Consider the following 23,450-nt stretch of genomic DNA (forward strand, 5'->3'; position numbering starts at 1 on the left):
CAAACCCACCAGACAGGAGACATCGATGAAACTCACGCGCCGTTCTCTGTTGGCCAGCGCATCCGTGCTGCTAACCCCGCCGCTTGCTGGCCTCAACCCTGCCAGGGCTGCCAATGCCCTCACGGTCGGCCTGATCCCTTCCGAGGATTCGCGGGCCATGATCGCCAACAGCCAGGCCATGATGGACATGCTGTCCAAGTCGCTGGGCATGCCGGTCAAGCCCTTCGTGGCGGCGGACTACAACGGCGTGATCGAGGCCCTGCGCTCCAAGCGGCTGGATGTTGCCTACCTCGGCCCCTTCTCGTACGTGATGGGCACCACCGTGGCACCCATCGAAGCATTTGCCGTGGCCGAGACCAAGAAGGCCGGTCGGGCTTTCTACCACTCCCTCATCGTGGCCCACAAGGACAGCGGCATCAAGACCGTGGCCGACCTCAAGGGCAAGACCTTCGCCTTCGTGGACCCGACGTCCACCTCGGGCCACCTGTTCCCCAAGGCCGGCCTGATGAAGGAAGGCTTCAACACCGACAAGGATTTCGGCCGCGTGATCTTCTCCGGCTCTCACGACTCGAATGCCGTGGCGGTGCAGAACAAGAAGATCGAAGCCGTGGCAATTGCCGACCGCATTCTGGACGCCGCCATCTCCAAGGGCTTGGCCAAGCGCGAGGACCTGGTGGTGGTATGGAAGTCGGACCCGATCCCCGAGTCGCCCACCGTCTGGCGCAAGGACCTGGATGCGAACCTCAAGAAGCGCGTGCAGGCCGCGTTCCTGGACGTGAAGGACATCCCCTGGTCGGACCAGGGGATGCTCAACGGATTCCATCCCACGAACGACAAGGCCTACGACATCATCCGCGAGACGGCCAAGATCCTGAACCTCGACCTGAGGGCCATGAAATGATCAGGATCCGTGGCCTGAACAAGCGCTACGGCGACTTCGATGCACTGACAGGCATCGACCTCGACGTGGCGCCGGGGGAATTCCTCGTGGTCCTGGGGCCTTCGGGCGCCGGCAAGTCGACGCTGCTGCGCTGTATCAATCGCCTGGCCGAGCCCACGAGTGGCGAGATCCACATCGACGGGCAACTGGCTCAGTCCGGCGGCGCGAGCCTGCGCGGCCTGCGCCGCCAGGTGGCGATGATCTTCCAGCACTACAACGTGGTGCCTCGCCTGTCGGTGCAGAAGAACGTGCTGACAGGACGCATGGGGGCGGTGCCTTCGGTGCTGTCATGGCTGCAGATCTTTCCGCGCAAGGACGTGGCGATTGCGCTCGAATGCCTGCGCCGAGTGGAGCTGCAGGACAAGGCCGGGCTGCGCACCGACACGCTCTCGGGCGGGCAAAAGCAGCGCGTGGGCATTGCGCGCGCGCTGGCCCAGCAGCCCAAAGTGATCCTGGCCGACGAGCCGGTCGCCAGCCTGGACCCCAAGACCTCGCGCACGGTGCTCAACTACCTCAAGCAGGCCAGCCGCGAACTGGGCATCACCGTGGTCTGCAACCTGCACCAGATCGACTATGCGCGCGAGTTCGGCGAACGCATCGTGGGCGTGTCGGGCGGGCGCATCGTGTACGACGGCGGGCCCGAAGGCCTGACGGACGAGGTACTCAAGCGCATCTACCCCGGCCTGGACGAGGGCGACGCCCGCAGCCGCAGCGCCCCCGCGGTGGCGGCCGCAGCCGCGCCCGCGTTGAGCCAGTTGAAACTTGAGGAGGCAAGCGCATGAACATCGGTTCCTACACTTTTCTGGTGGCCCGGCCCAGTGGCGGGCTGGGTTGGTGGCCGCGCATCGGAATCGGAGCGCTGTTCGTCGGAGTGCTGTGGTGGGCCGCGCGCGGCGCGCAGGTCAGCTTTGGCGAACTGGCCAAGGGACTGCCGTGGATCGGCGATTTCCTGGGGCGCATGCTGCCTCCCAATTGGGCGTTTCTGGACAAGCTGATCGTTCCGGCGATCGAGACCATCCAGATCGCCGTGTGGGGCACGCTGCTCGCCGTGCTCCTGGCGATACCCGTGTGCTTCTTCGCCGCGCGCAACCTTACGCCCAACATGCTGGTCTACCAGTTCACACGCCAGCTGTTCAACGTGACGCGCGGAGTCAACGAGATCATCCTGGCACTGGTGTTCGTTGCCGCCGTGGGGCTGGGGCCGTTTCCGGGCGTGCTGGCCCTGGCGGTGCATGGAGCGGGCATGCTGGGCAAGTTCTTCTCCGAGTCGATCGAGGAGATCGACCAAGGCCCGATCGAGGCGCTGCGCTCCACGGGGGCCGGGCCTATACAGACCATCATCTTTGCCGTGCTGCCCCAGGTGGTGACCGCATGGATCGCCGTGATCCTCTACCGCTTCGAGACCAACCTGCGCCAGGCCACCGTGCTGGGCATGGTGGGCGCGGGCGGCATCGGATTCGAACTGGTGGGCAGCATGAAGCTGTTCCAGTACCAGGACACCGCCACCTGCATCGTCGTGATCATCGCCATGGTGATGGTGGCCGACACCATCTCGACCCGGCTGCGTGCCTGGATTCAAAAAGGAGCCCGTTGATGAAAACCGTTGTTGACACCGTGCAAGCCAACGGCCGGCAGTATGCCCGACCCCAAGCCCCGGTGGTGGTGGTCTGCGTGGATGGCTGCGAGCCCGACTACGTGACGCAGGCCATACAGGCTGGCGCGGCGCCCTACCTCAAGCGCATGCTGGCGCAGGGTAGTTCTCTGATCGGGGACTGCGTGGTCCCCAGCTTCACCAACCCGAACAATGTGTCCATCGTGACCGGCGTGTCGCCTTCGGTGCACGGCATCTGTGGCAACTACTTCTACGACGTGGCCGCCGACCGCGAGGTCATGATGAACGACCCGCAGTACCTGCGTGCCCCAACGCTCCTGGCCGCATTTGCCGATGCCGGTGGTCTGGTGGCGGCCGTGACGGCCAAGGACAAGTTGCGCACCCTGCTCGGACACGGGCTCAAGGGCATTTGCTTTTCAGCCGAGAAGGCTGACAAGGCCACGCTGGCCGAATGCGGCATCGAGAATGTGCTGGAGCTGGTGGGCAAGCCCGTGCCTTCGGTGTACAGCGCTGACCTCAGCGAGTTCGTGTTTGCGGCCGGTGTGCGCTTGATGGAAACACGCCGGCCTGACCTGATGTACCTGTCGACCACCGACTACGTGCAGCACAAGTGCGCCCCGGGGACGCCGGAGGCCAATGCCTTCTACGCGATGATGGACGGCTACCTCGCCCAACTCGATGCGCTGGGCGCGGTCATCGGCCTCACCGCCGACCATGGCATGAGCCCCAAGACCGATGCCGCTGGCAACCCGCGCGTGGTCTACCTGCAGCAGGAGCTGGATGGGCAGCTCGGCGCGGGCAGCACGCGGGTGATCCTGCCCATCACCGATCCCTACGTGGTGCACCACGGCGCCTTGGGATCGTTCGCGACCATCTACGTGAATGCCGGCGCCACGGTGGAGCGCGTTCGCAGCGCGCTCCTGACGCTGCCGGGCGTGGAGGTGGTGCTCACGCGCGAGGAAGCGGTGCAGCGCTTCGAACTGGCGGGCGACCGGATTGGCGACCTGGTGGTGGTGTCGGACCACCTCACGGTGCTGGGCACCAGTGCGGCGCGGCACGACCTGAGCGGGCTGACCGTACCCCTGCGCTCGCACGGCGGCATCTCGGAGCAAAAGGTGCCACTGCTGTTCAACCGGCCTCTGAAGGGTGTCGCCCCCAGCCGGCGGTTGCGCAATTTCGACGTGTTCGACCTCGCGTTGAACCACGCTCTTCCCTCCGTCTAGAGGTCTCTCCATGCCACATGAATACTTGAACCCCGTACGCAGCGTCTACGGGGCAGGGGAACTGTTGTCTCTGCCAAAGCTGCTGGGCGGCCGGCGGGCGCTGCTGGTCACCTTTCCCGAGGCCCGCCAGCTGGGCCTTGTGGCGCGCATCGAGGCCCTGCTGGGCGAGCAACTGGCCGGCGTGATCGACGATGTGCGCCCCAACCCGGACGTCGCGGAGCTTGCGGCGGTCTACGACGCCTTCTGGTCCGGCGGTGCCGCCAGTGCCGAGGTGATCATTGCGGTGGGCGGTGGCAGTGCGATCGATACCGCCAAGGCGCTGATGGTGGCCACGCCCAGCGGGCGCTTTTCCGAACTGGTGGCGCTGCTGTCGTCCGGCAAGGCATTCACGCCGGCGCGGACCAAGATGCTCATCGCCGTGCCGACGACGGCCGGCACCGGCAGCGAGGTGACGCCCTGGGCCACGGTATGGGACCGCGGCGCGCAGAAGAAGTACTCGCTGCACCTGCCCGAGACCTGGCCCAGCATCGCATTGATCGACCCCGAGCTCATGCTGTCACTGCCTGCTTCGGTCACGCTGCAAAGCGGGCTGGACGCTCTGTCGCACGCGCTGGAGTCGATCTGGAACGTGAATGCCAACCCCGTGTCCGACACCTTCGCGGTGGCGGCGGTGCACGAGATCCTGGAAGCCCTGCCGCAGCTGATGGAGCACCTGGACGACGCGGCGCTGCGCGGTCGCATGGCCCTGGCGGCCCTGAAGGCCGGCATGGCGTTTTCGAACACGCGCACGGCGCTGGCGCACTCGATCTCGTACGAGATGACGCTGCGCTACGGCCTGCCGCACGGCATTGCCTGCAGCTTTCCGCTGCCCATGGTGCTGGAGCGGGCCATTGGCCAGAGCCCGGAGCGCGATGCCGTGCTGGAGCGGGCCCTGGGAAACCTGGCAGGTGCGCCGGCCCGGCTGGCCCGCTTCATCGAGGAACTGGGCGTGAGGACGCGCTTTGCCGACTACGGCGTGAGCGACGACCAGGCGCAGCAGATGGTGGCCCATGCGCTGACCGGCGCACGCGGCAAGAACTTCATCGGAGCCAACACGGCAGCACTCAAGGAGGCAGCATGAGCTTCATCATGGAAAGCGTGGACTTCCGCGCAGAGGCCCTGCGCATCGGCGGCGCCAGGGTGCGCACGGAGCGCAACATCGACGTCGTCAACCCCTATAGCGGCGAGCGCGTGGGCACGGTGGGCATGGCCAGCGTGGAGGACGTGCGCCGGGCGATGGACATCGCCCATGCGTACGTGCCCACGCTGTCGCGCTACGAGCGCTCGGCCATCCTGAACCGTGCGGCGGCGCTGCTGCGCGAGCGCACCGACGAGGCGTCGAACATCATCACCGCCGAGTCGGGCCTGTGCAAGAAGGACAGCACCTACGAGATCGGGCGTGTGGCCGACGTGCTCAACTTCGGCGCCAACGAGGCCCTGCGCGACGATGGGCAGGTGTTCTCGTGCGACCTCACGCCGCACGGCAAGAAACGCAAGGTGATCACCACGCGCGAACCGCTGCTGGGTGTCATCACGGCCATCACGCCCTTCAACCACCCCATGAACCAGGTGGCGCACAAGGTGGTGCCAGCCGTGGCCACCAACAACCGCATGGTGCTCAAACCCTCGGAGAAGGTGCCCCTGTCGGCATACTATTTTGCCGATCTGCTGTACGAGGCCGGTCTGCCCGTGGAGATGCTGCAGGTGGTGACCGGCGATCCGCGAGAGATCGCCGACGAGCTGCTGACCCACCGCCATGTGAATCTCGTCACCTTCACCGGCGGGGTGGCCATCGGCAAGTACATTGCGTCGAAGGCCGGCTACCGGCGCATGGTGCTGGAGCTGGGTGGCAACGACCCGTTGATCGTGATGGACGATGCCGACCTGGACAAGGCCAGCGATCTGGCGGTGCAGGGCTCGTACAAGAACTCGGGCCAGCGCTGCACGGCGGTCAAGCGCATGCTGGTGCATGAGAAGGTGGCGGCCGAGTTCACCGAGCGCGTGGTGGCCAAGACGAAGGCTTGGCGCTACGGCGACCCGATGGACAAGGCCAACGAGATGGGCACGGTGATCGATGAGGCCGCGGCCCGCCACTTCGAGCAGGTGGTGACCGAGGCCATCGCCCAGGGCGCACGCCTGCTGGCGGGCAATGTGCGCGAGGGCGCGCTGTATTCACCCACGGTGCTGGACCGGGTGCGGCCGGAGATGACCGTGGTGCGCGAGGAGACCTTCGGCCCCGTGTCGCCCATCCTGACCTTTCGCAACATCGACGAGGCGATCCGCATCTCCAACGGCACGGCCTTCGGCCTGTCGTCGGGCATCTGCACCAACCGCCTGGACGACGTGACCCGCTTTGCCAAGGAGCTGCAGGTTGGTACCGTGAACCTCTGGGAGGTGCCGGGCTACCGCATCGAGCTGACCCCGTTCGGTGGCATCAAGGACTCCGGTCTGGGCTACAAGGAAGGGGTGCAGGAGGCGATCAAATCGTTCACCAACTGCAAGACGTTCACGCTGCCTTGGTAGCGGTTTGGAAAGCACCTGAACGCGTTTTCACTTGGGCAGTGCGTGGCCGCCAGGGCGGCCGCTCACGCCGGTGGTCGCAAATGACTCCGTTCAACCTTCAGCAGCCAATCGCCGTGGCCAGCTCTGACGTCACCCCAACTCCGAGCGTGTAGGCAATCCGTCCGCATCCCCTGGAAACTGCACCACACGCGCCCCGATCGCATTGCCGCGGGCAGCAGCATGGGCCAGTGCGAAGCCTTCGAGCAAGCCGCTGATCACACCCACCGCAAACCCATCACCAGCGCCCACGGTATCCACCACGCGCTCCACACGCAGCCCAGGCGCGATACCCGATGCGCCGTCGCGTTGCGCGTAGTACGCCCCCTCAGGCCCGAGCTTCACGACAACCTGCTTGGCGCCGCGCTCCAGGTAGAAGGCAGCAATGTCTTCGGCCGTGTGGTGGCCGGTCAGCTGGCGACCTTCGGCCAGGCCGGGCAGCACCGTGTCGCTCAGCGCAGCCAGGGCGTTGATGCATTCGGCCATGGCCTCGGGCGAGGCCCAGAGGCGGGGGCGCAGGTTGGGGTCGAACGAGACCGTTGCGCCGGCCGCGCGGGCCTGCTTGGCCAGGTGAAATGCCAGCTCGCGCGTCGTGGGCGACAGCGCGGGCGTGATGCCGGTGAGGTGCAGGTGGCGGGCGGGGAAGGCCCCCACGGGCGCATCGGCCACGCCCAGGTGGCTGGCGGCCGAGCCTTTGCGGAAATATTCGATCTGGGGGTCACTGCCGTCGTCAGTGCGGGTCTTGAGCATGAAGCCCGTGGGGTGGGCCGCGTCGGCCACCACATAGCGTGCGTCGATGCCTTCGTGCGCGAGCACGCCGCGCAGGAAGTTGCCGAACGAGTCGTTGCCCAGCCGGGTGATGTAGCCGGTGCGCAAGCCCAGGCGGGCGAGGCCGGTGGCGACGTTGAGCTCGGCCCCGGCGGCGACGCGGCGGTAGTCGGGCACGGCGTGCAGGTCGCCGGGCTGCAGGGCCATGAACAGGGCCATGGGCTCACCCACCGTGAGGACGTCCAGGGGTGGCAGATTTTGCTTTTGGATAGTCATGTCGTCACATCACCGCGCCCAGTTGCCAGGGCAGGAATTCGTTGTCGCCCAGGCCATTGTCTTCGCTCTTGCTGCGCTGGCCCGAGGCGGTGGCGATCATCAGCTCGAACAGGGCCTGGCCGGCCTCTGCAATGCTTTCGCGGCCGTCCACGATGCCACCGCAGTCAAAATCCATGTCGAGCGACATGCGCGTGAACATGGGCGTGTTGGTGGCCAGCTTGAGCGAGGGCGTGGGCTTGCAGCCGTAGGTGGAGCCACGGCCGGTGGTAAAGCAGATGAGGTTGGCGCCGCCTGCTACCTGGCCGGTGGCGGACACAGGGTCGTAACCCGGGGTGTCCATGAAGACCAGGCCGTGGCTGCGCACAGGCTCGGCGTATTCGAGCACGTCCATGAGCCCGGTGGAGCCGGCCTTGGCCACGGCACCCAGCGATTTTTCGAGGATGGTGGTGATGCCGCCGGCCTTGTTGCCGGGCGAGGGGTTGTTGTTCAGGTCGCCACCGTGCAGGGCGGCATAGCCTTCCCACCAGGCCAGGCGCTTGAGCAGCTTGTCGGCCACGGCGGGCGATGCGGCGCGGTGGGTGAGCAAGTGCTCGGCGCCATAGATCTCGGGCGTTTCGGACAGGATGGCGGTGCCTCCGTGCTGCACCAGCAAGTCCACCGCAGCGCCCAGCGCAGGGTTGGCGCTGATGCCGGAATAGCCGTCGGACCCGCCGCATTGCAAACCCACGGCCAGGTGCGACAGCGGCACGCTCTGGCGCCGGGCCTGATTGGCCTGCTGCAGCATGCCGGCCAGGATGTCCTTGCCGGCGGCAATGGTCTCGCGCGTACCGCCTTCGTCCTGGATGGTGAGGGTGGCGAACATGCCGGGCGAGCGCGCCGTCAGCGTCTCGACCAGCGGGGCGATCTGGTTGACCTCGCAGCCCAGGCCGATGACCAGCACGCCTGCGAAGTTGGGGTGATTGGCATAGCCGCGCAGGGTGCGCTGCAGCAGTTCCAGCCCTTCGCCGTTGCCGCCCATGCCGCAGCCGCTGCCGTGGGTGATGGCGACCACGCCGTCCACATGCGGATAGGCGGCCAGTGCCTCGCCCTTGAAGGCGTCGGCAATGTGGCGGCACACGGTGGCCGAACAGTTGACGCTGGCGATGACGCCCAGGTAGTTGCGCGTGGCCACGCGGCCGTCGCTGCGCACATAGCCTTCGAAGGTGCGCGCATCGGCCGCCTGTGGCGTGGCGCGGTAGCCGGCGCCGGCCGCGTGCTCGTGCACGGACTCGGCCATGCCCACGTTGTGGACGTGCACATGATGGCCGGGGGCGATGGCTGCGGTGGCGGTGCCTATGCCCTGGCCGTACTTGAGCACCTGCGCGCCGGACGCGATGGGCACCAGCGCGAATTTGTGGCCTGAGGCAATGGCTTCGGCCAGGGTGACGCTGTGGCCGCCCACCTGCAGGGTGGTGCCGGCGGCCAGCGCCTGGCGAGCCACGGCCACGTTGTCGGCCGGACTCAGTTGCAAGGCCAGGGGGGGAGTGGGTGTGGTTGCGGTGTTCATCGTCGGGGCCGCACGGCCATGGGGCCGCGCGGTGGCAGAGAGTCAGGGTTGGGCCAGTGCGGCCTTCAGGCGCGGCTGGGCCAGGTGGGGGGCGTTCTTGGCAGCCAGCGCGACAATGGGGCCCAGTCGGCGCTCCTTCTTTTGCGCGTGGTTCTGGGCGATGTCGGCGATGCGGTGGTCGAGGAAGGGGTTCTCGAAGCGCTCGCGCACGTCCCCCAGGTAGGCGTCGGCCTGCGCACGCGCGGCCAAGCCCAGGGTGCTGAACACGGGCAGGATTTCTTCGGCCCACAGGGCCTCGACCTCGGCGCGCAGCGTGGCATCGGCCATGGCTTCGCGCACCGTGAGGGTGGCGGGGTGGCCGTCACGCTGCCAGCGCTCGGCCAGGAAGGTGTGGGCGGCGTTGAGCAAGAAGAGCTTGAGGCGTTCGTAGAAGGCCAGGTCGTCGGTGAGCACGATGCTGGGGTGCGTGCAGGGCAGCTGCAGGCGCGCCTGGCGCTCCACCACCCACACGGCATAGGGCTCGGCCACGGCGCCCACGGGCTCGATGGCTTCGGAAACGATGCGGTCCACCAAAGAGTTGGCCCACACGCAGTGCGCCTGCAGCCAGTTCGTGAACTCCACGGGCAGCTGCCACTGGCGCGCCACGCCCAGCACCACGTCGCGCAGCACTTCGCCATTGCGCTCGATCAGCTCGCAGGGCAGCAGGGTCAGTTCGGTCGCAGGGGCGGCCTGCCAGCGGCCGTGCAGCAGCACCAGCAGCTTGGCGGGAAAGCTGTGGGGCACGCCAGCGCCTGGCACCAGTGCACTGGGGCCGTCGCGCTCGTCGAGCAGGTAGCCCTTGTCGGCGGTGTTGGAGACGATGACGCGCACCTTGCCGGCCACGGCGTCTTTCAGCTCGGCCCAGTGGGTGGAGGCCTGCCAGGCTTCCTTGACGGCCAGGCACTGCACGGTGCGGTCGACGCGCTCGCCGCCCGAGATGCCGCGGATGCGCACGGGGTAGCCGCCACCGGCAGCCAGCGCCGCGATGCGGGCTGCGCCGTCGGCACGGTCGGTGGTCTGCACCACGGTGATGCCGCCCAGCGCGTCACCCGTGCCCGCCACCCCGGCCATCGCCTCGGAGACGAACAGGTCCACATGGGCCTGCAGAAAGCGGCTGGTGCCGAACTGGAGGATGGGTTGACTCATATACGTATCAGTTATCTATCGGACTACGCCGGGCCTTCAACCTTGAAAGCCGGCGCGGCCCATGCCAGCGCCCCCGCGCAAGGGCCGCCCCGCAGCGCTCGGGGGCCCCCCTGGGGGGAAGGCGCGAAGCGACTCAGAGGGGCTTCCATTTCAGACCTCGACGATGGCCTTGACGACGCCGCGGGCGGGGTCCAGCAGTTGTTCGAAGTCCGTGGGCACGTCGGCCAGCGCCATGCGGTGCGTGTTGAGCGCCGCGGTAGGCACCTTGCCGTCGCGCATGGCGGCAATCACGGCCTCGAAGTCTTCGGTGGTGGCGTTGCGGCTGCCCAGCAACGTGGTCTCCCGCTTGTGGAATTCGGGGTCGGAGAAGGTGATGGTGTCTCGCACCACCGAGATCAGCACGTAGGTGCCGCCGTGCGCCACGAAGCCGAAGCCGCGCTCAATGGCCTTGGCATTGCCGGTGGCGTCGAACACCTGGTCGAAGAACTCACCATGGGTGACCTGGGAGAGCTGGTCCACGTCGCCGTCGCCCAAAGTCACGGCGTGGGTCACGCCCAGTTCGCGGCGGCAGAAATCCACGCGGTCCTGGCGGCCGTCGATGGCGGTGACCTCTGCGCCGCGCAGGCGGGCGAAGATCATGGCGGCCATGCCGATGGGGCCGGCGCCCACCACCAGCACGCGCTGGCCGGGCTGCACGTTGCCACGGCGCACGGCGTGCGCGCCGATGGCCAGGAACTCCACCATGGCGGCCTGGTCAAGCGTGACGCCCTCGGCCTTGTGCACGAAGGCTTCGGGCAGCGAGAGGTATTCAGTAAAGGCGCCGTCGCGGTGCACGCCCAGCACCTGGATGTTGACGCAGCAGTTGGTCTTGCCCTGGCGGCAGGCAACGCAGGAGCCGCACGACAGGTAGGGCATGACGTAGGCCACGTCGCCCTTGGCCAGGCGACCGCCGGGCACGGGCTCTTCGATCACGCCCGAGAGCTCATGCCCCATCACGCGCGGGTACTGCAGGAACGGCTGGTTGCCCGTGAAGATGTGCAGGTCGGTGCCGCACACCCCCACGCGCTTGACGCGCAGCAGCACTTCGCCTTCGCCGCGCACGGGGCGCTCGCGTTGCTCGGCGCGCAGGGTGCCGGGGGTTTCACAGATCACGGTGAGCATGGAGGGGGCAGCAGAGGTCATAGCGGATGGAGGGGCGTGGACGAAGCGGAACGCGGCTTGGAGCGGATGACAAAACTCAGCGAAGCGGTTCTGGCTAGGCGCTGCGTCCCAGGCAGTACGGTCAGTACGACAAGACGCAGCAACGACGCCAGAAGAGTTTTGTCAGCCGCTCTCAGTTGCCGTGGTACTTCTTGTAGATGGCGGGCAACTTGCCGTTGGCCGTGTTCTTGGTGATCCAGTCGTTGAGCCAGGCCTTGAGTTCGGGCTCGTTCTTGCGCAGGCCGATGCCCAGCGGCACGGTGGACATGGTGAACTTGGTGACCATGTCCTTCTGCGGGGCCTTGGCGAGCACGGTGCTCACGATGGCGGGCGAGGTGGCGATGATGTCGGCCTGGCCGCTGACGGCGGCGGTGACCAGGGTGGCGTCGTCGTCGTAGCGCACGATCTGTGCATCCTTGGCGCCGGTGGTCACGACCTTGTCGTTGTTGGAGCCGCGGGTGGTGGCCACGCGCTTGCCCTTGAGGTCATCAAAACCATTGATCTGTACGGCCTTGGGGCCGGCGACCACGGCCAGGATCTGGGCGTAGGGCACGGAGAAGTCGACGACCTTCTCACGCTCGGGCGTCACGGACAGCGAGGCGACCACGATGTCGGCCTTGCCGGTCTGCAGGAAGGGGATGCGGTTGGGGCTGGTGGTCTGTACCACTTCGATGGCCACGCCCAGGTCCTGCGCCAGCAGGTGGGCGGTTTCCACGTCGGAGCCGACGGCCTTCATGTTGGCGTCCACGAAGCCGTAGGGTGGCGATCCCGTGTCCAGCGCGATGCGGATCTTCTTGGCATCTCGGATGTCCTTGAGCAGATCGGCATGGGCCGAGCCTGCACCAAAGGCCAGCAGCGCGGCGGATGCGATGGCGCTGCGGATCAGAAGGGAACGCTTGTTCATGGATTTGTCTCCGTTGTGGTGTTGAGAGAAGGGGAAAGAGTGTTGGGAGCGGCTGACAAAGCTCAGCGAAGCGGTTCTGGCTAGGCGCTGCGTCGCAGGCAGTACGAGCAGTACGACAAGACGCGGCAACGACGCCAGAAGAGGTTTGTCGGTCGCTCCTAGAGGCCGTTGCCGACGAAGTCGCGCAGTTCGGTCGTGGCGGGCGTGTCGAGGATGGAAGGCGGGCCCTGCTCCCACACGCGGCCCTTGTGCATGAAGATGACCTCGTCGGCCACCTTGCGGGCGAAGGCCATTTCGTGCGTGACGAGGATCATGGTCATGCCGCCTTCGGCGAGCTTTTCCATCACGCGCAGCACTTCGCCGGTCAATTGCGGGTCGAGCGCGGAGGTGACTTCGTCGAACAGCATGAGCTGCGGCTGCATGGCCAGCGAGCGGGCGATGGCCACGCGCTGCTGCTGCCCGCCCGAGAGCTGCGAGGGGTACATCTCGGCTTTTTCGGACAGGCCCACCTGGGCCAGCACGGCCAGCGCGCGCTCGCGCGCCGTGGCCTTGTTGACCTTTTGCACCAGGCGCGGGGCCAGCATGATGTTCTGCAGCACCGTGAGGTGGGGGAACAGGTTGTAGCTCTGGAACACGATGCCCACGTCGCGGCGCAGCTGGTGCAGGTCCAGGCTGGCGCCGGTCACTTCATGGCCGCAGACGCGGATGTGGCCGGCGTCCACGGTCTCCAGGCGGTCTATGCAGCGCAGCGCGGTGCTCTTGCCCGAGCCGCTCTGGCCGATGATGGCCACGACCGAGCCCTTCTTGACGGTGAAGGAAACGTCTTCGAGCACCCGGTTGCTGCCGAAGCACTTGGAGATGTTCTGGATTTCAACGATGGGCGACATGGAAGCTCCTCTCGAGGCGACGGCTCAGCACCGACAGCGGGTAACACAGGGCGAAATACAGGGCCGCCACGATCACGAAGATGACGAAGGGCTCGAAGGTGGAGTTGTTGATGATCTGGCCCGCGCGCGCCAGCTCCACGAAACCGATGGCCGAGGCCAGCGAGGTGTTCTTGACGATCTGCACCATGAAGCCCACTGTGGGCGGGGTGGCGATCTTCACGGCCTGGGGCAGGATCACGTGCCACACGCGCTGGTGCCAGCGCAGGGCCAGGCACTCGGCGGCCTCGGCCTGGGTGCGCGGCACCGATTCGATGCAGCCGCGCCAGATCTCGCCCAGGTAGGCCGACACGTAGATCGACAGCGCGAGGCCCGCCGCGGTGAGCGGCGCGATGTTCAGCCCCATGGCCGGCAGGCCGAAGTAGGCCAGCGGCAGCAACACCAGCAGCGGCGTGCCCTGGATCAGCTTGATGTACAACCCCACCACCAAGCGCGACCAGCGCGGACCGTAGGACGAGCCCAGCGCGACCAGGAAGCCCAGCAGGCCGCCGCCCGCGAAGGCGATGAGGGACAGCCCCACGGTCCACAACAGGCCGTCGAGCAGGAATTGCAGGTGCGCAGCAGTCAGAAAGCCCATGGCACGCGGTCCTTTACAGAGGGGTGCCCAGGCGGCGGCGGCGCGGGAAGGCGATCAGGCCCACCAGCCAGAACACGGCGCGCATGACGAGCGACATGGCCAGGTAGGCGACGGCGACGATGAGGTAGGTCTCCACCGAGCGGAAGGTGTCCGACTGCACGCGGTTGGCCACGGCGGTCAGCTCTTCGGCCGAGATCTGCGAGCAGATGGACGAGGCCAGCATGAGCAGCACGTACTGGCTGGTGAGGGCGGGGAATACGCGCTCGATGGCCGGCGGCAAGACCACGTGGCGCAGCATCTGCCAGCGGGTGAGGCCCAGGCAGTCGGCCGCCTCGAGCTGGCTCTTGGGGATGGACTCGATGCCGGCGCGCACGATCTCGCTGGTGTAGGCGCCCACGTTGACGACCAGGGCCACGGTGGCGGCGGTGAAGGCCCCCACCTGGAAACCCATGGATGACAGGCCGAAGTACACGATGAACACCTGCACCAGCAGGGGCGTGTTGCGGATGATCTCGATGTAGGCACCTGCCACGCGGGCCAGCCACTTGCTGCGCCCGGTGTTGGCCAACGCGCAGAACACGCCGAGCAGGAAGCCGAAGAAGGTGGACGCCAGGGACAGCGTCAAAGTGGTCCACGCACCTGCCAGCAGGTCTGGCCAGTAGGCCAGCGGCGCGGAGAAATCGAAGGAGTAATTCAAGGTGGGAATCCGGCTGCGGACTGGGGCGTTGTCTTCGCCTGGTCAGTCCAGTCAATCTCTGGTAAGGCCAATTGAACAACACGTTTCAAATTGGCCTTACCGGGTTAACCCCTAGCTGATGGATTTGCGCGGCCGCTGACAATCGAATCACAGAGGGAAATGGCAATTTCAGCCACTCCAAAAAATCCAAGACCCAGCAGAATTCTCAACTTTGGTCTGACCAACCGATCTGACCAATTCCAGCATTACTGCCTTATCCGCATTCGATGAACGACGTTGCCAAATCCGTGGACTCCTCCCGCCGCCTGTACCAGCTGATTGCGGACAAGGTGCGCACCCTGATCCAGCAGGGCAACTACAAGGAGGGCAGCCGCCTGCCGCCCGAGCGCGACCTGGCGCAGCAGTTGGGGGTGTCGCGCCCCTCGCTGCGCGAAGCGCTGATCGCGCTGGAGATCGAGGGCAGCGTGGAGATCCGCATGGGTTCGGGCGTGTACGTGTGCAGCCGCGCGTTGCGCCGCTCGCCGCTGCCGCCCTCCATGGGCGAAAGCCCGGCCGAGCTGATGCAGGCGCGCGCAGCGCTGGAGGGAGCGGTCATCGTGATGGCGTGCGTGAACGCCACGCACCAGGGCCTGGCGCGCGTGCAGGAGAGCATCGACGCCATGCGCGCCGACATCGCGGCCGGCCGCGACGTGATGGCGCACGACCGCCAGTTCCACGTGCGCATTGCCGAGATGGCGGGCAACTCGGTGCTCACCAGCCTGGTGGGCACGCTGTTCGACGAGCGCGGCAGCCCGCTGGCCAGCCACATGCGCAACCGCCTGGAGGGCCAGCCCACCTGGGATGAGGCCGTGGACGAGCACGAGCAGATCCTGCGCTGCCTGCAGGCGCGCGACCCGCTGGCGGCCGAGGCTGCCATGCGCTCGCACATCCGCGCGGCGGCGGACCGGTGGGTGATGCCCTGAGAGACTGAAAAGTTGTTCTGGCGGCACGGCGCGGCTTTACCGCAGCCTGCAGGGGCATGCTGGTGGTGCGTGGTACAAAGGCCAGGTCCTCACCCCATCGGACCTGCCATGCGCCATGCCGGCTCCCCCCTCCCGCCCGACGTGCTGACCGCCCTTGATGACGGCCATCCCATTGAAGCCATCAAGCGCCTGCGCGCAGCCACGGGCCTGGGCCTGAAAGAGGCCAAGGACCTGATCGATGCGCACCAGCGTGGCGAGGAGGCGGCCTTTGCTGCGCGGTCCGCGGCCCCCACTCACGTGCCCGACGCGGTGCGCCAGGCCCTGGCCGAGGGCAACAAGATCGAGGCCGTCCGCCTGCTGCGCGACCACGAGGGCCTGGGCCTCAAGGAGGCCAAGGACCGCGCCGACGCGATCGAGCAGTCGATGGCCGAGCCGGCATCCATGGGCATGGGCGCAGTGGCGCCCGGGCTCTCGCCGGGCCAGCAGCCTGGGGGCGGGGCGGGCAACTGGATCCTGGTGGCCGTGGTGGCGGCCATCACTGTGCTGGCATATTTTTGGATGCGAGGCGGGGCCTGAGTCCCGCACGCGCACTCTCCTTCAATACTTGTTGGAGAAATTGGCGCTGATTCGCTGGCGCAGGTATTCCGCGCCCGTGATGGGCGGGTACTTCTTGGCCGGGCCTTCGATGACGGCGTCTTCATTGGCCTGGCAGAAGAAGGCCAGGCTGTAGCGCGCGCCTTGGTATTCGTGCGGCTGAGGGTTGCGCACGCGGTGGAAGTTGCTGGGCAACTGATCGTCGCTCCAGCGCATGAGCATGTCGCCGATGTTGCAGGTGATCACGCCTTCGGCTGGCACCACGCTGGTCCACTGGCGACCTTCGGCCTCTTTGCCCGGCAGCACCTGCAGGCCGCCCTGCCCGGGGCGCTGGAACAGGAGGGTGAGGCAATCGAAGTCGGTGTGCGCGCCGGCGCGCCACAGTCCCAGTTCGTCCTTGAGGGCCGGGTCCACCGCGAAGTAGTGCAGCATGCGCAGCGTGCTCTGGTAGGTGGGCACATCGGGGTTGTGGGCGCGGGTGAAGAAGTCCGCGTCGAAGCCCAGCTTGTAGGCAAAGCACGAGAGCAGGCGCATGCCAACCTCCCAGCACTGGCGCTCGAAGGCCAGCGTGGCGGCCTCAAAGCCGGGCAGCTCGGCCTCGGTGGGCCACAGGCCCTCCATGCGGGGTCGGGTGACCTGGTAGGACTCTTTCTGGTCCGGCGTGCGCGTGGAGGGGCGGATCTGCGCCTTGTGCTCCCACCCGGAGTTGCGCGACAGCGGCCACTGGGCCTTGGTGTCCTTGTGCTGGTCGAAGAAGGCCTCGGCGCGTGCGAAGGCGGCGCGGATGTCCTCGACGGGGATGCCATGGTTGGTCACTTGAAAGAAACCGATGTCGACCGAGGCGCTCCACAACTGCTCGGCGATCTCTTCCTTGCGGTCGTCGAAGTCGGAGATGTCGATGCAGCGCACTTCGCGCGTGGAGGTCTCGCCGTCCAGAGCGCCTCCCATGCGCGATTCTTTCTCAAGCTCGCCCAGCACGTCGGGTGCGGTGGTGGGCTCGTAGACGGGGGTGGTGGGGTTTGCGGCGGTTGTCTGCATGGTGCGCGTTTCCTCGTTGGTTGGAAAACAAGGCACACGGCCGGCCGCTGGACCATCAAAAAAGAAGCAGCGCGGCGCCATGTGGCTCTTGAAGGGAACAATGGCAACGGCCTGCCGGATGCACGGCCTTCAACAAGCACCTGCACCGCACACAAGCCGCCGCCGGCTTCAAGAGCAATGACCCGCCAGCCGGACCGCGCAATGCGGATCTGCTGGTCTGAACGCTTCTACTCTCGGCGTTGAAGCAAGCAAACAGCGGGCCAACGGCGGCACCGGGCCTTCCGCGCGACACCGCTGGCCGCAACGCGGCCCCCTCACCAAACCTGGGCGAACCGCACCAAGGCAGCGCAGCCCCGCCGAGCCATCGCACCATCGCATGGCGCGAGCTCCAGATGCTTGCATGCATACATCACGCGCCACAGGCTTGCGCCAGAACAAGGCCTGTACGGACAGTTGTAGCTGCGCCGCTCGATGCCGCGTTTCCACGACACCAGGCACGCATCCTGCATCAGCATCCACCGAGTAGAAGCGTTCAGCGCTGTCCCCCTTCGATGGTGGCGCCCGGAAATTGCTCAGTTCGACCCGGTCCTGCGGCGGAAAACGCCTGTGGGTGCGGGACTTTCCACCGAACCTGGGCCAACGCCATGATGCAACGTCGCCGCTTTCTCTCGACCACCCTCGCCTCTTCCATCGCCGCCACGCTGGGCGCCCCTGCCGTGCATGCGCAGGGCTCGATGACTCCGCTCAAGTTCACGCTGGACTTTCGCGTTACCAGCCAGACTTCGCCCTTCTTCCTGGCGCAGGCCAAGGGCTACTACAAGCAGGAAGGCCTGGACGTGACCATTGACGTGGGCGCAGGCTCCGTCGCCTCGATCACGCGTGTGGCCAGCGGGGCCTACGACATCGGACTGGGCGACATCAGCTCGCTGGCCGAGTTCCACGCACAGAATCCCGACACGCCGGTGCAGGCCATCTACCAGTACTACAACCGCGCGCCCTTCGTCATCATCGGCCGCAAGGACCGGGGCATCACCACCGACTTCCAGTCGCTCAAGGGCAAGAAGGTGGCGGCCGCCGCCGTGGAGTCCACGCGCCGCAGCTGGCCCATGGTGGCCCGCGCGCTCAAGACACAGCCCGAGCTGTTCGACTGGGTGACCACAGACTTCAGCGCCCGCGACAACGTGGTGGTGCGCGGCGATGTGGATGCCGCCACCTACTTCCATGACTCGGCAGTGTCGCTGTTCGCGCGCCTGCCAGCCAAGGATCTGTCGGTGCTCGAATACAACAAGGCAGGCCTGAACCTGTATGGCAACGCCATCCTGGCCGGCAAGCTGCTGCAGGAAAAACCCGAGGTGGCCAAGGCGTTCCTGCGCGCCAGCAACCGCGCGCTGCGCGAGACGCTGGCCAACCCCGAGGCCGCGTTCGCCGCTATCAAGGCGCGCGAAGCCATCCTGAACATGGACGTGGAGCGCGAGCGCTGGGCCATCACGCGCCAGTACCTGCAGACAACCGAGTCCCAGACCGTGGGCCTGGGCGGCGTCCAGGGCGCCGTGCTGGCGCACCAGATCGAGGAGGTGAACACCGTGTTCAGCCTGGCTCGCAAACCCGCGCCGGAGCGCGTGTTCAACCCCGCATTCATGCCCGCCCTGGCCGATCGCAAGGTGGTGGCATGAGCGCGGCGCCCACAGACCTGCTGCCGCAGGTGGTGGCACTGGACGAGCGCGACGGCAAGTACCTGCGCCAGGCCATCGAATTGGCCGACAAGGCGCGCGCACGTGGAAACCGGCCCTTCGGCGCCTTGATCGTGGGTGCCGATGGCAGCGTGCTGGCCGAGGCCTGGAACTCCACCGGCGAAAACGGTGACTGCACCGCGCACGCCGAGACCTCGGCGGTGCGCGTGGCAAGCCCGGTGCACAGCCGCGAGGCCTTGGCCGGCGCCACGCTGTACTCGTCGGCCGAACCCTGCGTGATGTGCGCTGGCGCCATCTATTGGGCCAACATCGGGCGCGTTGTCTATGGCATCGACGCGGTGCGTCTGCGCGAGTTCCGCGGCGAGCGGCTGGAGCAGCGCGATGCCGAACTCTCCTGCCGTGACGTCTTCCGAAGCTCGCCCCACCCCATCGAGTGCGTGGGCCCCGCGCTGATCACTGAATCGTCCGCCTCCCACCAGGGCGCGTGGAAAGCCTGATGGCATGCACACATGTCACACATTGTTAGTGGCATGCCAAATGCATGGCGAGGGCAACAGCAACTGCCCCTCGACGGAGACACGCCATGCATGCACTGATGTCCGCCGCGCCCTGCCGCCTTGACGACCCCACCGACATCGATGCCACCGACGGCATTTACCTGCGCAAGGCCATCGCCTGGTCATGCACGGCGCGGGCGCGTGGCAACCGGCCTTTTGGCGCGGTGGTGATCAGTGAAGATGGGGACTTGCTGGCAGAGGCCTACTGCAACGCCAGCGAGACAGGCGACTGCACGGGCCACGCCGAAACCAATGCAGTTCGCCAGCTCAGCCCGCGCTTTGCCCGCGAGATGCTGGCCCGTGCCACCCTGTACTCATCGGCCGAGCCCTGCGTGATGTGCGCAGGCGCGATCTTCTGGTCGGGCATCGGCCGCGTGGTGTTCGGCATCGACGCGCTGCGCCTGCGCGGATTTCGCGGCGAGCGGCCTGAGCAGCGCGATGCCGAGATCTCGTGCCGCGATGTGTTCGCAGCCTCACCCCACCCCATCGAATGCATCGGCCCGGCACTCATCGACGAAGCCAGCGCCCCGCATGTGGGCTTCTGGAAGTTGTGAGCGGCGAGAATCGCCACCCATGCCCTCCAAAGCCGCCACCATGACCGAACCTGAAGCCGAGAGCAGCAATGTCTCCGGCGCACTGCTCAGCCGTTCCAAGTTGGGGCGCGAACGCATTCTGGGCGCGATCCGCGAGGCGGCCATCGCGGAGTTCAGCCGCCACGGTTTCAAGGGCGCATCCACCAAGGCCATTGCCGAGCGCGCGGGCCTGACCAAGCCGCAGCTGCACTACTACATCGCCAGCAAGGAAGAGCTGTACGAGGAGCTGCTGTACTCGGTGCTCAACGGCTGGTCGGGCGCCTTCCAGTTCGACAGCCAGAGCGACGACCCGAAGAAGGTGCTGAGCACCTATGTGCGCAAGAAGCTCGACTACGCGCTGGACAACCCGGGGCTGTCGCGCATATTCACCACCGAGGTGCTGGGCGGCGGGCGCAACCTGGGCCGGTACTGGCCCGTGGCCGTGAAGTCCACCCAGCAGAAGGTGGACCTGATCGACCGCTGGATCGCCGAGGGCCGCATGCGCCCGCTGGACGCGCGCCTCTTGCTCATGCAGATCTGGGGCATGACGCAGCACTACGCCGACTACGGCGTGCAGGTGCACATCATGCTGGGCCTGGCGCCCGAAGAGACCATCGACCGCGAGCCCATCGTGCGCGAGCTCACCAACTTTGTGCTGCTGGGCTGCGGCCTGGCACCGGATTGCGCACCAGAGTGAACAGGTCTGCACGCTGGCGGGCGTAGCAGACGCGCCCGCACAGCGCTTTGACGCAGGGCCCACAGGCAACGGCCCGAAAGCCTTGCTGGCACAGCACTTGCAATAGTTTGACCAATCGATCAAATCAAGTGGTCAAACATGCAAACCCCAGCCATGGCAGCGCCGCTGCCCGCCACGGAACAGACTTTTGAACTGGTGCTTGCGCGCAGCCAGATGCGGCTGCCCGTGGAGCCTGGCGAAAGCATGGCCGATGTACTGCAGCTCGCCGGCATCGCCATCGACACGCTGTGCGAGCAGGGCGTGTGCGGCACCTGCGCCACGCGCTGGCTGGCCGGGGCACCCGACCACCGCGACAGCTGCCTGAGCCCTGAAGAGCAGGCCACCCATGTGGCCGTGTGCTGCGCACGCAGCCACGGGCCCACGCTCACGCTCGACCTTTGAAGAAGGAGCCCGCCATGCGCATCCTCGTGATCTATTGCCACCCGGTGGAGACCAGCTACAACGCGGCCCTGCATGCCGAGGTGGTGCAGCAGCTGCGCGGCGCGGGCCACGAGGTGGACGACTGCGACCTGTATGCCGAGGGTTTCAACCCCGTGCTCAGCCGCGAGGAACGCCTGGGCTACCACGAGGTGCCGAGCAACCGCCTGCCCGTGCAGGGCTATGTGGACCGGCTGCTCTGGGCCGAGGCCCTGGTGTTCTGCTTTCCCACCTGGTGCTTCGGCATGCCGGCCATGCTCAAGGGCTTTTTCGACCGGGTGCTGATGCCCGGCGTGGCCTTCGACATCAGCGATCCGCAGAACGTCAAGCCTTCGCTCACGCACATCCAGCGCATCTCGGCCGTGGTGACCTATGGCCGTCCGCGCTGGACGGCGCTGCTCATGGGCGACCCGCCGCGCAAGTCCGTCACGCGCTACATGCGCCTGCTGACCGGTGGCAAGGCGCGCGTGGACTACCACGCCTACTACCACATGAACGTGGCCACGCCGCCGCGGCTCGAGGCCTTCAAGGCCCGCGTGGGCCAGGCCATGGCGCGCTTCGCCTGAGGGGATGTTGTCCATGCAAGCATCCAACGCCCCCGACCACCTGCTGCGCGCGCGGCTGCCGCGCTGGCTGCTGCCACGCCAGTGGCCCACCCAGGGCAGCCAGCCCGCGCTGGCCGATGTGCACCTAGTGCAGGGCCGCGTCGAGTCCATCGCGCCGCACCACCCCGCCCAGCCCCCGGCCACGGGCGCCACCTGGGACTTGGCTGGTGCCCTGGTGCTGCCCGGTCTGGTGGATGCGCACACCCATCTGGACAAGGCCTTCACCCTGCCGCGCATGGGCACGGTGAAGCCCGGCCTGCTGGGCGCCATCGAGGCCATGATGGTCGACCGCCAGGGCTGGACCGAAGCCGACATCCGCGCCCGCGCCAGCCGCGCCCTGCAATGGGCGTACGAAGCGGGCACGGTGCACCTGCGCACCCACTGCGACTGGTGGGAGCCCGACGCGCCACCGCTCGCCTGGAACGTGCTGCGCGCGCTGGCGCAGGAATGGGCCGGCCGCATCACGCTGGAGCGCGTGGCCCTCATCCCCTTGCACCTGTACACCGAGCGCGCCACCGCCATGCGGCTGGCCGCCACCGTGGCCCACAGCGGCCCCGGGGCGCTGCTGGGCGGCTTCGTGCACTCCACCAACTGGGACCCGCAGGGCCTGCGCCACCTGTTCGAGGCCGCACAGCACCATGGCCTGAACGTGGACCTGCATGTTGACGAGGAACTGCACCCCGGCGCGCTGGGCCTGGCGACCACAGCCGCGCTGCTCCAGGAATTGCGCTTTGAGGGCCATGTGGTCTGCGGCCACACCTGCGCGCTGGCCGCGCAGGACGAGGCCACCGCCCTGGCCACGCTGGACGCCGTGGCGCAAAGCCCCATCACCCTGGTGACCTTGCCCATCACCAACCTGCTGCTGCAGGACGCGTTGACCGGCCGCACACCGCGCCAGCGCGGCATCACCCTCGTCAAGGAGGCGCGTGCGCGCGGCATCCCGGTACTGGTCGCCAGCGACAACGTGCAGGACCCGTTCTGCCCCGTGGGCAGCTTCGACCCGCTGGAGGCCCTGGCCACCGGCGTGCTGGCCGCACAGCTCGATACGCCGTTCAACCGCTGGTCCGAGGCGCTATGCCGCAGCGACTGGCTGCGCCGCGGACCCGATGCCCTGCCCCTGCAGCCCGGCATGCCGGCTGACCTGATTGTCTTCCAACAGGCAGATGGCTGGGGCTTCCCGTCGCGCACGCAACAGCGCGTGGTGCTGCGCAACGGCCACGTGGCCGGCGGCCATGCCAGTGCGGCGTGGCACGTGGCGGGCGTCACGCCTTCTCCTTCCCCCATCCCTGCACGGAGCCTTGCATGACCGCCCCTACCCCCCCGGGCATTGCCCAGCCCTTGGCCCGCTATGCCGCCTGGCGCCGGGCCGGAGACATGGTGTTCCTGTCCGGGATCATCGCCGTGGACCCTGCCGCCAGCCGCATCGTGCGCGGCTATGCCGACATCCCCGACGAAGCGGCCACGCTCATCGGCCGCACGGGCGAGTTCAGCAGCGACATCAAGGAGGGGCCCATCCTGGCGCAGAGCTGGTATGTGCTGGACCGCATCCGCCAGACCATCGAGGCCGCGGGCGGCCAGATGTCCGACGTGTTCAAGCTGGTGCAGTACTTCAAGCACCTGGACCACTTTCCCCAGTACAGCCGCGTGCGCAAGCTGTTCTTCCCGGGCGAGCCGCCGGCCTCCACCGTGGTGGAGGTCACCGGCATGCTGCCCACGGCCGACATCCTGATCGAGGTCGAAGCGACTGCCTACCTCCCCTTGCGCTGACCTCCACCCCCTCCTTCACG

Annotated in this window: 25 protein-coding genes; 16 read left to right on the top strand and 9 right to left on the bottom strand. The window is 67.2% G+C overall.

The window, feature by feature from the left end:
* Nucleotides 1–25 precede the first annotated feature (25 nt).
* From phnD to phnY, 6 genes are read left to right on the top strand one after another with little or no spacing between them, the layout of a single operon-like run.
* Nucleotides 26–901 carry a phosphonate ABC transporter substrate-binding protein gene (phnD, locus tag KW835_RS01490; RefSeq protein WP_218380508.1) on the top strand — a complete coding sequence of 292 codons (876 nt, stop codon included), beginning with the start codon at nt 26–28 and terminating at the stop codon, nt 899–901.
* Entirely contained in the window at nt 898–1,722 is an 825-nt protein-coding gene (phnC, locus tag KW835_RS01495) for a phosphonate ABC transporter ATP-binding protein (protein WP_218380509.1), read from the top strand. Before phnD ends, phnC begins: the two co-directional genes overlap by 4 nt.
* Nucleotides 1,719–2,534: a phosphonate ABC transporter, permease protein PhnE gene (gene phnE / locus KW835_RS01500; protein ID WP_218380510.1), complete on the top strand. Its 816-nt coding sequence runs from the start codon at nt 1,719–1,721 to the stop codon at nt 2,532–2,534. Before phnC ends, phnE begins: the two co-directional genes overlap by 4 nt.
* Nucleotides 2,534–3,775, top strand: coding sequence for a phosphonoacetate hydrolase (gene phnA, locus KW835_RS01505; protein ID WP_218380511.1), 1,242 nt, complete (start codon nt 2,534–2,536; stop codon nt 3,773–3,775). Before phnE ends, phnA begins: the two co-directional genes overlap by 1 nt.
* Before the next feature lie 10 nt (nt 3,776–3,785).
* On the top strand, nt 3,786–4,895 hold the full coding sequence (gene psrA, locus KW835_RS01510) for an iron-containing alcohol dehydrogenase PsrA (RefSeq protein ID WP_218380512.1): 1,110 nt from the start codon (nt 3,786–3,788) through the stop codon (nt 4,893–4,895).
* Nucleotides 4,892–6,337, top strand: a complete 1,446-nt coding sequence (phnY, locus tag KW835_RS01515; RefSeq protein ID WP_218380513.1) for a phosphonoacetaldehyde dehydrogenase — start codon at nt 4,892–4,894, stop codon at nt 6,335–6,337. The genes psrA and phnY overlap by 4 nt, the downstream gene beginning before the upstream one ends.
* A gap of 129 nt (nt 6,338–6,466) precedes the next feature.
* Here the strand turns inward: phnY and KW835_RS01520 are convergent, their stop codons facing one another.
* The 8 genes from KW835_RS01520 to KW835_RS01555 form a co-directional block, all read right to left on the bottom strand.
* Nucleotides 6,467–7,417 (bottom strand): sugar kinase, encoded by a 951-nt coding sequence (locus tag KW835_RS01520; protein ID WP_218380514.1) that lies wholly within the window; start codon nt 7,415–7,417, stop codon nt 6,467–6,469.
* A 4-nt stretch (nt 7,418–7,421) separates the two neighbouring features.
* Nucleotides 7,422–8,963: a UxaA family hydrolase gene (locus KW835_RS01525; protein WP_218380515.1), complete on the bottom strand. Its 1,542-nt coding sequence runs from the start codon at nt 8,961–8,963 to the stop codon at nt 7,422–7,424.
* A 42-nt stretch (nt 8,964–9,005) separates the two neighbouring features.
* Complete coding sequence (locus tag KW835_RS01530; RefSeq protein WP_218380516.1) at nt 9,006–10,148, bottom strand: mannitol dehydrogenase family protein; 1,143 nt, start codon at nt 10,146–10,148, stop codon at nt 9,006–9,008.
* Nucleotides 10,149–10,298: 150 nt separating this feature from the next.
* Nucleotides 10,299–11,309 carry a zinc-binding alcohol dehydrogenase family protein gene (locus KW835_RS01535; RefSeq protein ID WP_218381029.1) on the bottom strand — a complete coding sequence of 337 codons (1,011 nt, stop codon included), beginning with the start codon at nt 11,307–11,309 and terminating at the stop codon, nt 10,299–10,301.
* Between the two features lie 172 nt (nt 11,310–11,481).
* Nucleotides 11,482–12,252 (bottom strand): transporter substrate-binding domain-containing protein, encoded by a 771-nt coding sequence (locus KW835_RS01540; protein WP_218380517.1) that lies wholly within the window; start codon nt 12,250–12,252, stop codon nt 11,482–11,484.
* A 158-nt stretch (nt 12,253–12,410) separates the two neighbouring features.
* Nucleotides 12,411–13,139 (bottom strand): amino acid ABC transporter ATP-binding protein, encoded by a 729-nt coding sequence (locus KW835_RS01545; protein WP_218380518.1) that lies wholly within the window; start codon nt 13,137–13,139, stop codon nt 12,411–12,413.
* Nucleotides 13,123–13,773 carry an amino acid ABC transporter permease gene (locus tag KW835_RS01550; protein WP_218380519.1) on the bottom strand — a complete coding sequence of 217 codons (651 nt, stop codon included), beginning with the start codon at nt 13,771–13,773 and terminating at the stop codon, nt 13,123–13,125. The genes KW835_RS01545 and KW835_RS01550 overlap by 17 nt, the downstream gene beginning before the upstream one ends.
* 13 nt (nt 13,774–13,786) lie before the next feature.
* Nucleotides 13,787–14,470 (bottom strand): amino acid ABC transporter permease, encoded by a 684-nt coding sequence (locus tag KW835_RS01555; protein ID WP_218380520.1) that lies wholly within the window; start codon nt 14,468–14,470, stop codon nt 13,787–13,789.
* Nucleotides 14,471–14,736: 266 nt separating this feature from the next.
* On the opposite strand from KW835_RS01555, the gene KW835_RS01560 reads away from it, so the two are divergent.
* On the top strand, nt 14,737–15,432 hold the full coding sequence (locus KW835_RS01560; RefSeq protein WP_218380521.1) for a FadR/GntR family transcriptional regulator: 696 nt from the start codon (nt 14,737–14,739) through the stop codon (nt 15,430–15,432).
* A gap of 108 nt (nt 15,433–15,540) precedes the next feature.
* On the top strand, nt 15,541–16,008 hold the full coding sequence (locus KW835_RS01565) for a ribosomal protein L7/L12 (RefSeq protein WP_218380522.1): 468 nt from the start codon (nt 15,541–15,543) through the stop codon (nt 16,006–16,008).
* Between the two features lie 21 nt (nt 16,009–16,029).
* Here KW835_RS01565 and KW835_RS01570 read toward each other — a convergent pair whose 3' ends face one another.
* Nucleotides 16,030–17,064, bottom strand: coding sequence for an isopenicillin N synthase family dioxygenase (locus KW835_RS01570; RefSeq protein ID WP_370633564.1), 1,035 nt, complete (start codon nt 17,062–17,064; stop codon nt 16,030–16,032).
* A gap of 647 nt (nt 17,065–17,711) precedes the next feature.
* Between KW835_RS01570 and KW835_RS01575 the strand changes: the two genes are divergently transcribed.
* The 8 genes from KW835_RS01575 (at nt 17,712) to KW835_RS01610 (ending at nt 23,430) form a co-directional block, all read left to right on the top strand.
* Nucleotides 17,712–18,737, top strand: coding sequence for an ABC transporter substrate-binding protein (locus tag KW835_RS01575; RefSeq protein WP_218381031.1), 1,026 nt, complete (start codon nt 17,712–17,714; stop codon nt 18,735–18,737).
* Nucleotides 18,734–19,252: a nucleoside deaminase gene (locus tag KW835_RS01580; RefSeq protein WP_218380523.1), complete on the top strand. Its 519-nt coding sequence runs from the start codon at nt 18,734–18,736 to the stop codon at nt 19,250–19,252. The genes KW835_RS01575 and KW835_RS01580 overlap by 4 nt, the downstream gene beginning before the upstream one ends.
* A gap of 86 nt (nt 19,253–19,338) precedes the next feature.
* Nucleotides 19,339–19,866 (top strand): nucleoside deaminase, encoded by a 528-nt coding sequence (locus tag KW835_RS01585; RefSeq protein ID WP_218380524.1) that lies wholly within the window; start codon nt 19,339–19,341, stop codon nt 19,864–19,866.
* A gap of 40 nt (nt 19,867–19,906) precedes the next feature.
* Nucleotides 19,907–20,581 carry a TetR family transcriptional regulator C-terminal domain-containing protein gene (locus KW835_RS01590; RefSeq protein WP_218380525.1) on the top strand — a complete coding sequence of 225 codons (675 nt, stop codon included), beginning with the start codon at nt 19,907–19,909 and terminating at the stop codon, nt 20,579–20,581.
* Nucleotides 20,582–20,719: 138 nt separating this feature from the next.
* Nucleotides 20,720–21,022: a 2Fe-2S iron-sulfur cluster binding domain-containing protein gene (locus tag KW835_RS01595; RefSeq protein ID WP_218380526.1), complete on the top strand. Its 303-nt coding sequence runs from the start codon at nt 20,720–20,722 to the stop codon at nt 21,020–21,022.
* Between the two features lie 14 nt (nt 21,023–21,036).
* Nucleotides 21,037–21,624, top strand: coding sequence for an NAD(P)H-dependent oxidoreductase (locus KW835_RS01600; RefSeq protein WP_218380527.1), 588 nt, complete (start codon nt 21,037–21,039; stop codon nt 21,622–21,624).
* Between the two features lie 13 nt (nt 21,625–21,637).
* Nucleotides 21,638–22,969 (top strand): amidohydrolase family protein, encoded by a 1,332-nt coding sequence (locus KW835_RS01605; RefSeq protein ID WP_218380528.1) that lies wholly within the window; start codon nt 21,638–21,640, stop codon nt 22,967–22,969.
* Complete coding sequence (locus KW835_RS01610) at nt 22,966–23,430, top strand: RidA family protein (RefSeq protein WP_218380529.1); 465 nt, start codon at nt 22,966–22,968, stop codon at nt 23,428–23,430. The genes KW835_RS01605 and KW835_RS01610 overlap by 4 nt, the downstream gene beginning before the upstream one ends.
* The last annotated feature ends 20 nt before the right edge of the window (nt 23,431–23,450 follow it).

Source organism: Acidovorax sp. sic0104, from assembly GCF_019219095.1.
In the GTDB taxonomy this organism is placed as follows: Bacteria; Pseudomonadota; Gammaproteobacteria; order Burkholderiales; family Burkholderiaceae_C; genus Acidovorax.

Coding starts and splice junctions, on each gene's coding strand:
- phnD (WP_218380508.1), top strand. CDS start 26: ATGAAACTCACGCGCCGTTCTCTGTTGGCCAGCGCATCCGTGCTGCTA.
- phnC (WP_218380509.1), top strand. CDS start 898: ATGATCAGGATCCGTGGCCTGAACAAGCGCTACGGCGACTTCGATGCA.
- phnE (WP_218380510.1), top strand. CDS start 1,719: ATGAACATCGGTTCCTACACTTTTCTGGTGGCCCGGCCCAGTGGCGGG.
- phnA (WP_218380511.1), top strand. CDS start 2,534: ATGAAAACCGTTGTTGACACCGTGCAAGCCAACGGCCGGCAGTATGCC.
- psrA (WP_218380512.1), top strand. CDS start 3,786: ATGCCACATGAATACTTGAACCCCGTACGCAGCGTCTACGGGGCAGGG.
- phnY (WP_218380513.1), top strand. CDS start 4,892: ATGAGCTTCATCATGGAAAGCGTGGACTTCCGCGCAGAGGCCCTGCGC.
- KW835_RS01520 (WP_218380514.1), bottom strand. CDS start 7,417: ATGACTATCCAAAAGCAAAATCTGCCACCCCTGGACGTCCTCACGGTG.
- KW835_RS01525 (WP_218380515.1), bottom strand. CDS start 8,963: ATGAACACCGCAACCACACCCACTCCCCCCCTGGCCTTGCAACTGAGT.
- KW835_RS01530 (WP_218380516.1), bottom strand. CDS start 10,148: ATGAGTCAACCCATCCTCCAGTTCGGCACCAGCCGCTTTCTGCAGGCC.
- KW835_RS01535 (WP_218381029.1), bottom strand. CDS start 11,309: ATGCTCACCGTGATCTGTGAAACCCCCGGCACCCTGCGCGCCGAGCAA.
- KW835_RS01540 (WP_218380517.1), bottom strand. CDS start 12,252: ATGAACAAGCGTTCCCTTCTGATCCGCAGCGCCATCGCATCCGCCGCG.
- KW835_RS01545 (WP_218380518.1), bottom strand. CDS start 13,139: ATGTCGCCCATCGTTGAAATCCAGAACATCTCCAAGTGCTTCGGCAGC.
- KW835_RS01550 (WP_218380519.1), bottom strand. CDS start 13,773: ATGGGCTTTCTGACTGCTGCGCACCTGCAATTCCTGCTCGACGGCCTG.
- KW835_RS01560 (WP_218380521.1), top strand. CDS start 14,737: ATGAACGACGTTGCCAAATCCGTGGACTCCTCCCGCCGCCTGTACCAG.
- KW835_RS01565 (WP_218380522.1), top strand. CDS start 15,541: ATGCGCCATGCCGGCTCCCCCCTCCCGCCCGACGTGCTGACCGCCCTT.
- KW835_RS01570 (WP_370633564.1), bottom strand. CDS start 17,064: ATGCAGACAACCGCCGCAAACCCCACCACCCCCGTCTACGAGCCCACC.
- KW835_RS01575 (WP_218381031.1), top strand. CDS start 17,712: ATGCAACGTCGCCGCTTTCTCTCGACCACCCTCGCCTCTTCCATCGCC.
- KW835_RS01580 (WP_218380523.1), top strand. CDS start 18,734: ATGAGCGCGGCGCCCACAGACCTGCTGCCGCAGGTGGTGGCACTGGAC.
- KW835_RS01585 (WP_218380524.1), top strand. CDS start 19,339: ATGCATGCACTGATGTCCGCCGCGCCCTGCCGCCTTGACGACCCCACC.
- KW835_RS01590 (WP_218380525.1), top strand. CDS start 19,907: ATGACCGAACCTGAAGCCGAGAGCAGCAATGTCTCCGGCGCACTGCTC.
- KW835_RS01595 (WP_218380526.1), top strand. CDS start 20,720: ATGCAAACCCCAGCCATGGCAGCGCCGCTGCCCGCCACGGAACAGACT.
- KW835_RS01600 (WP_218380527.1), top strand. CDS start 21,037: ATGCGCATCCTCGTGATCTATTGCCACCCGGTGGAGACCAGCTACAAC.
- KW835_RS01605 (WP_218380528.1), top strand. CDS start 21,638: ATGCAAGCATCCAACGCCCCCGACCACCTGCTGCGCGCGCGGCTGCCG.
- KW835_RS01610 (WP_218380529.1), top strand. CDS start 22,966: ATGACCGCCCCTACCCCCCCGGGCATTGCCCAGCCCTTGGCCCGCTAT.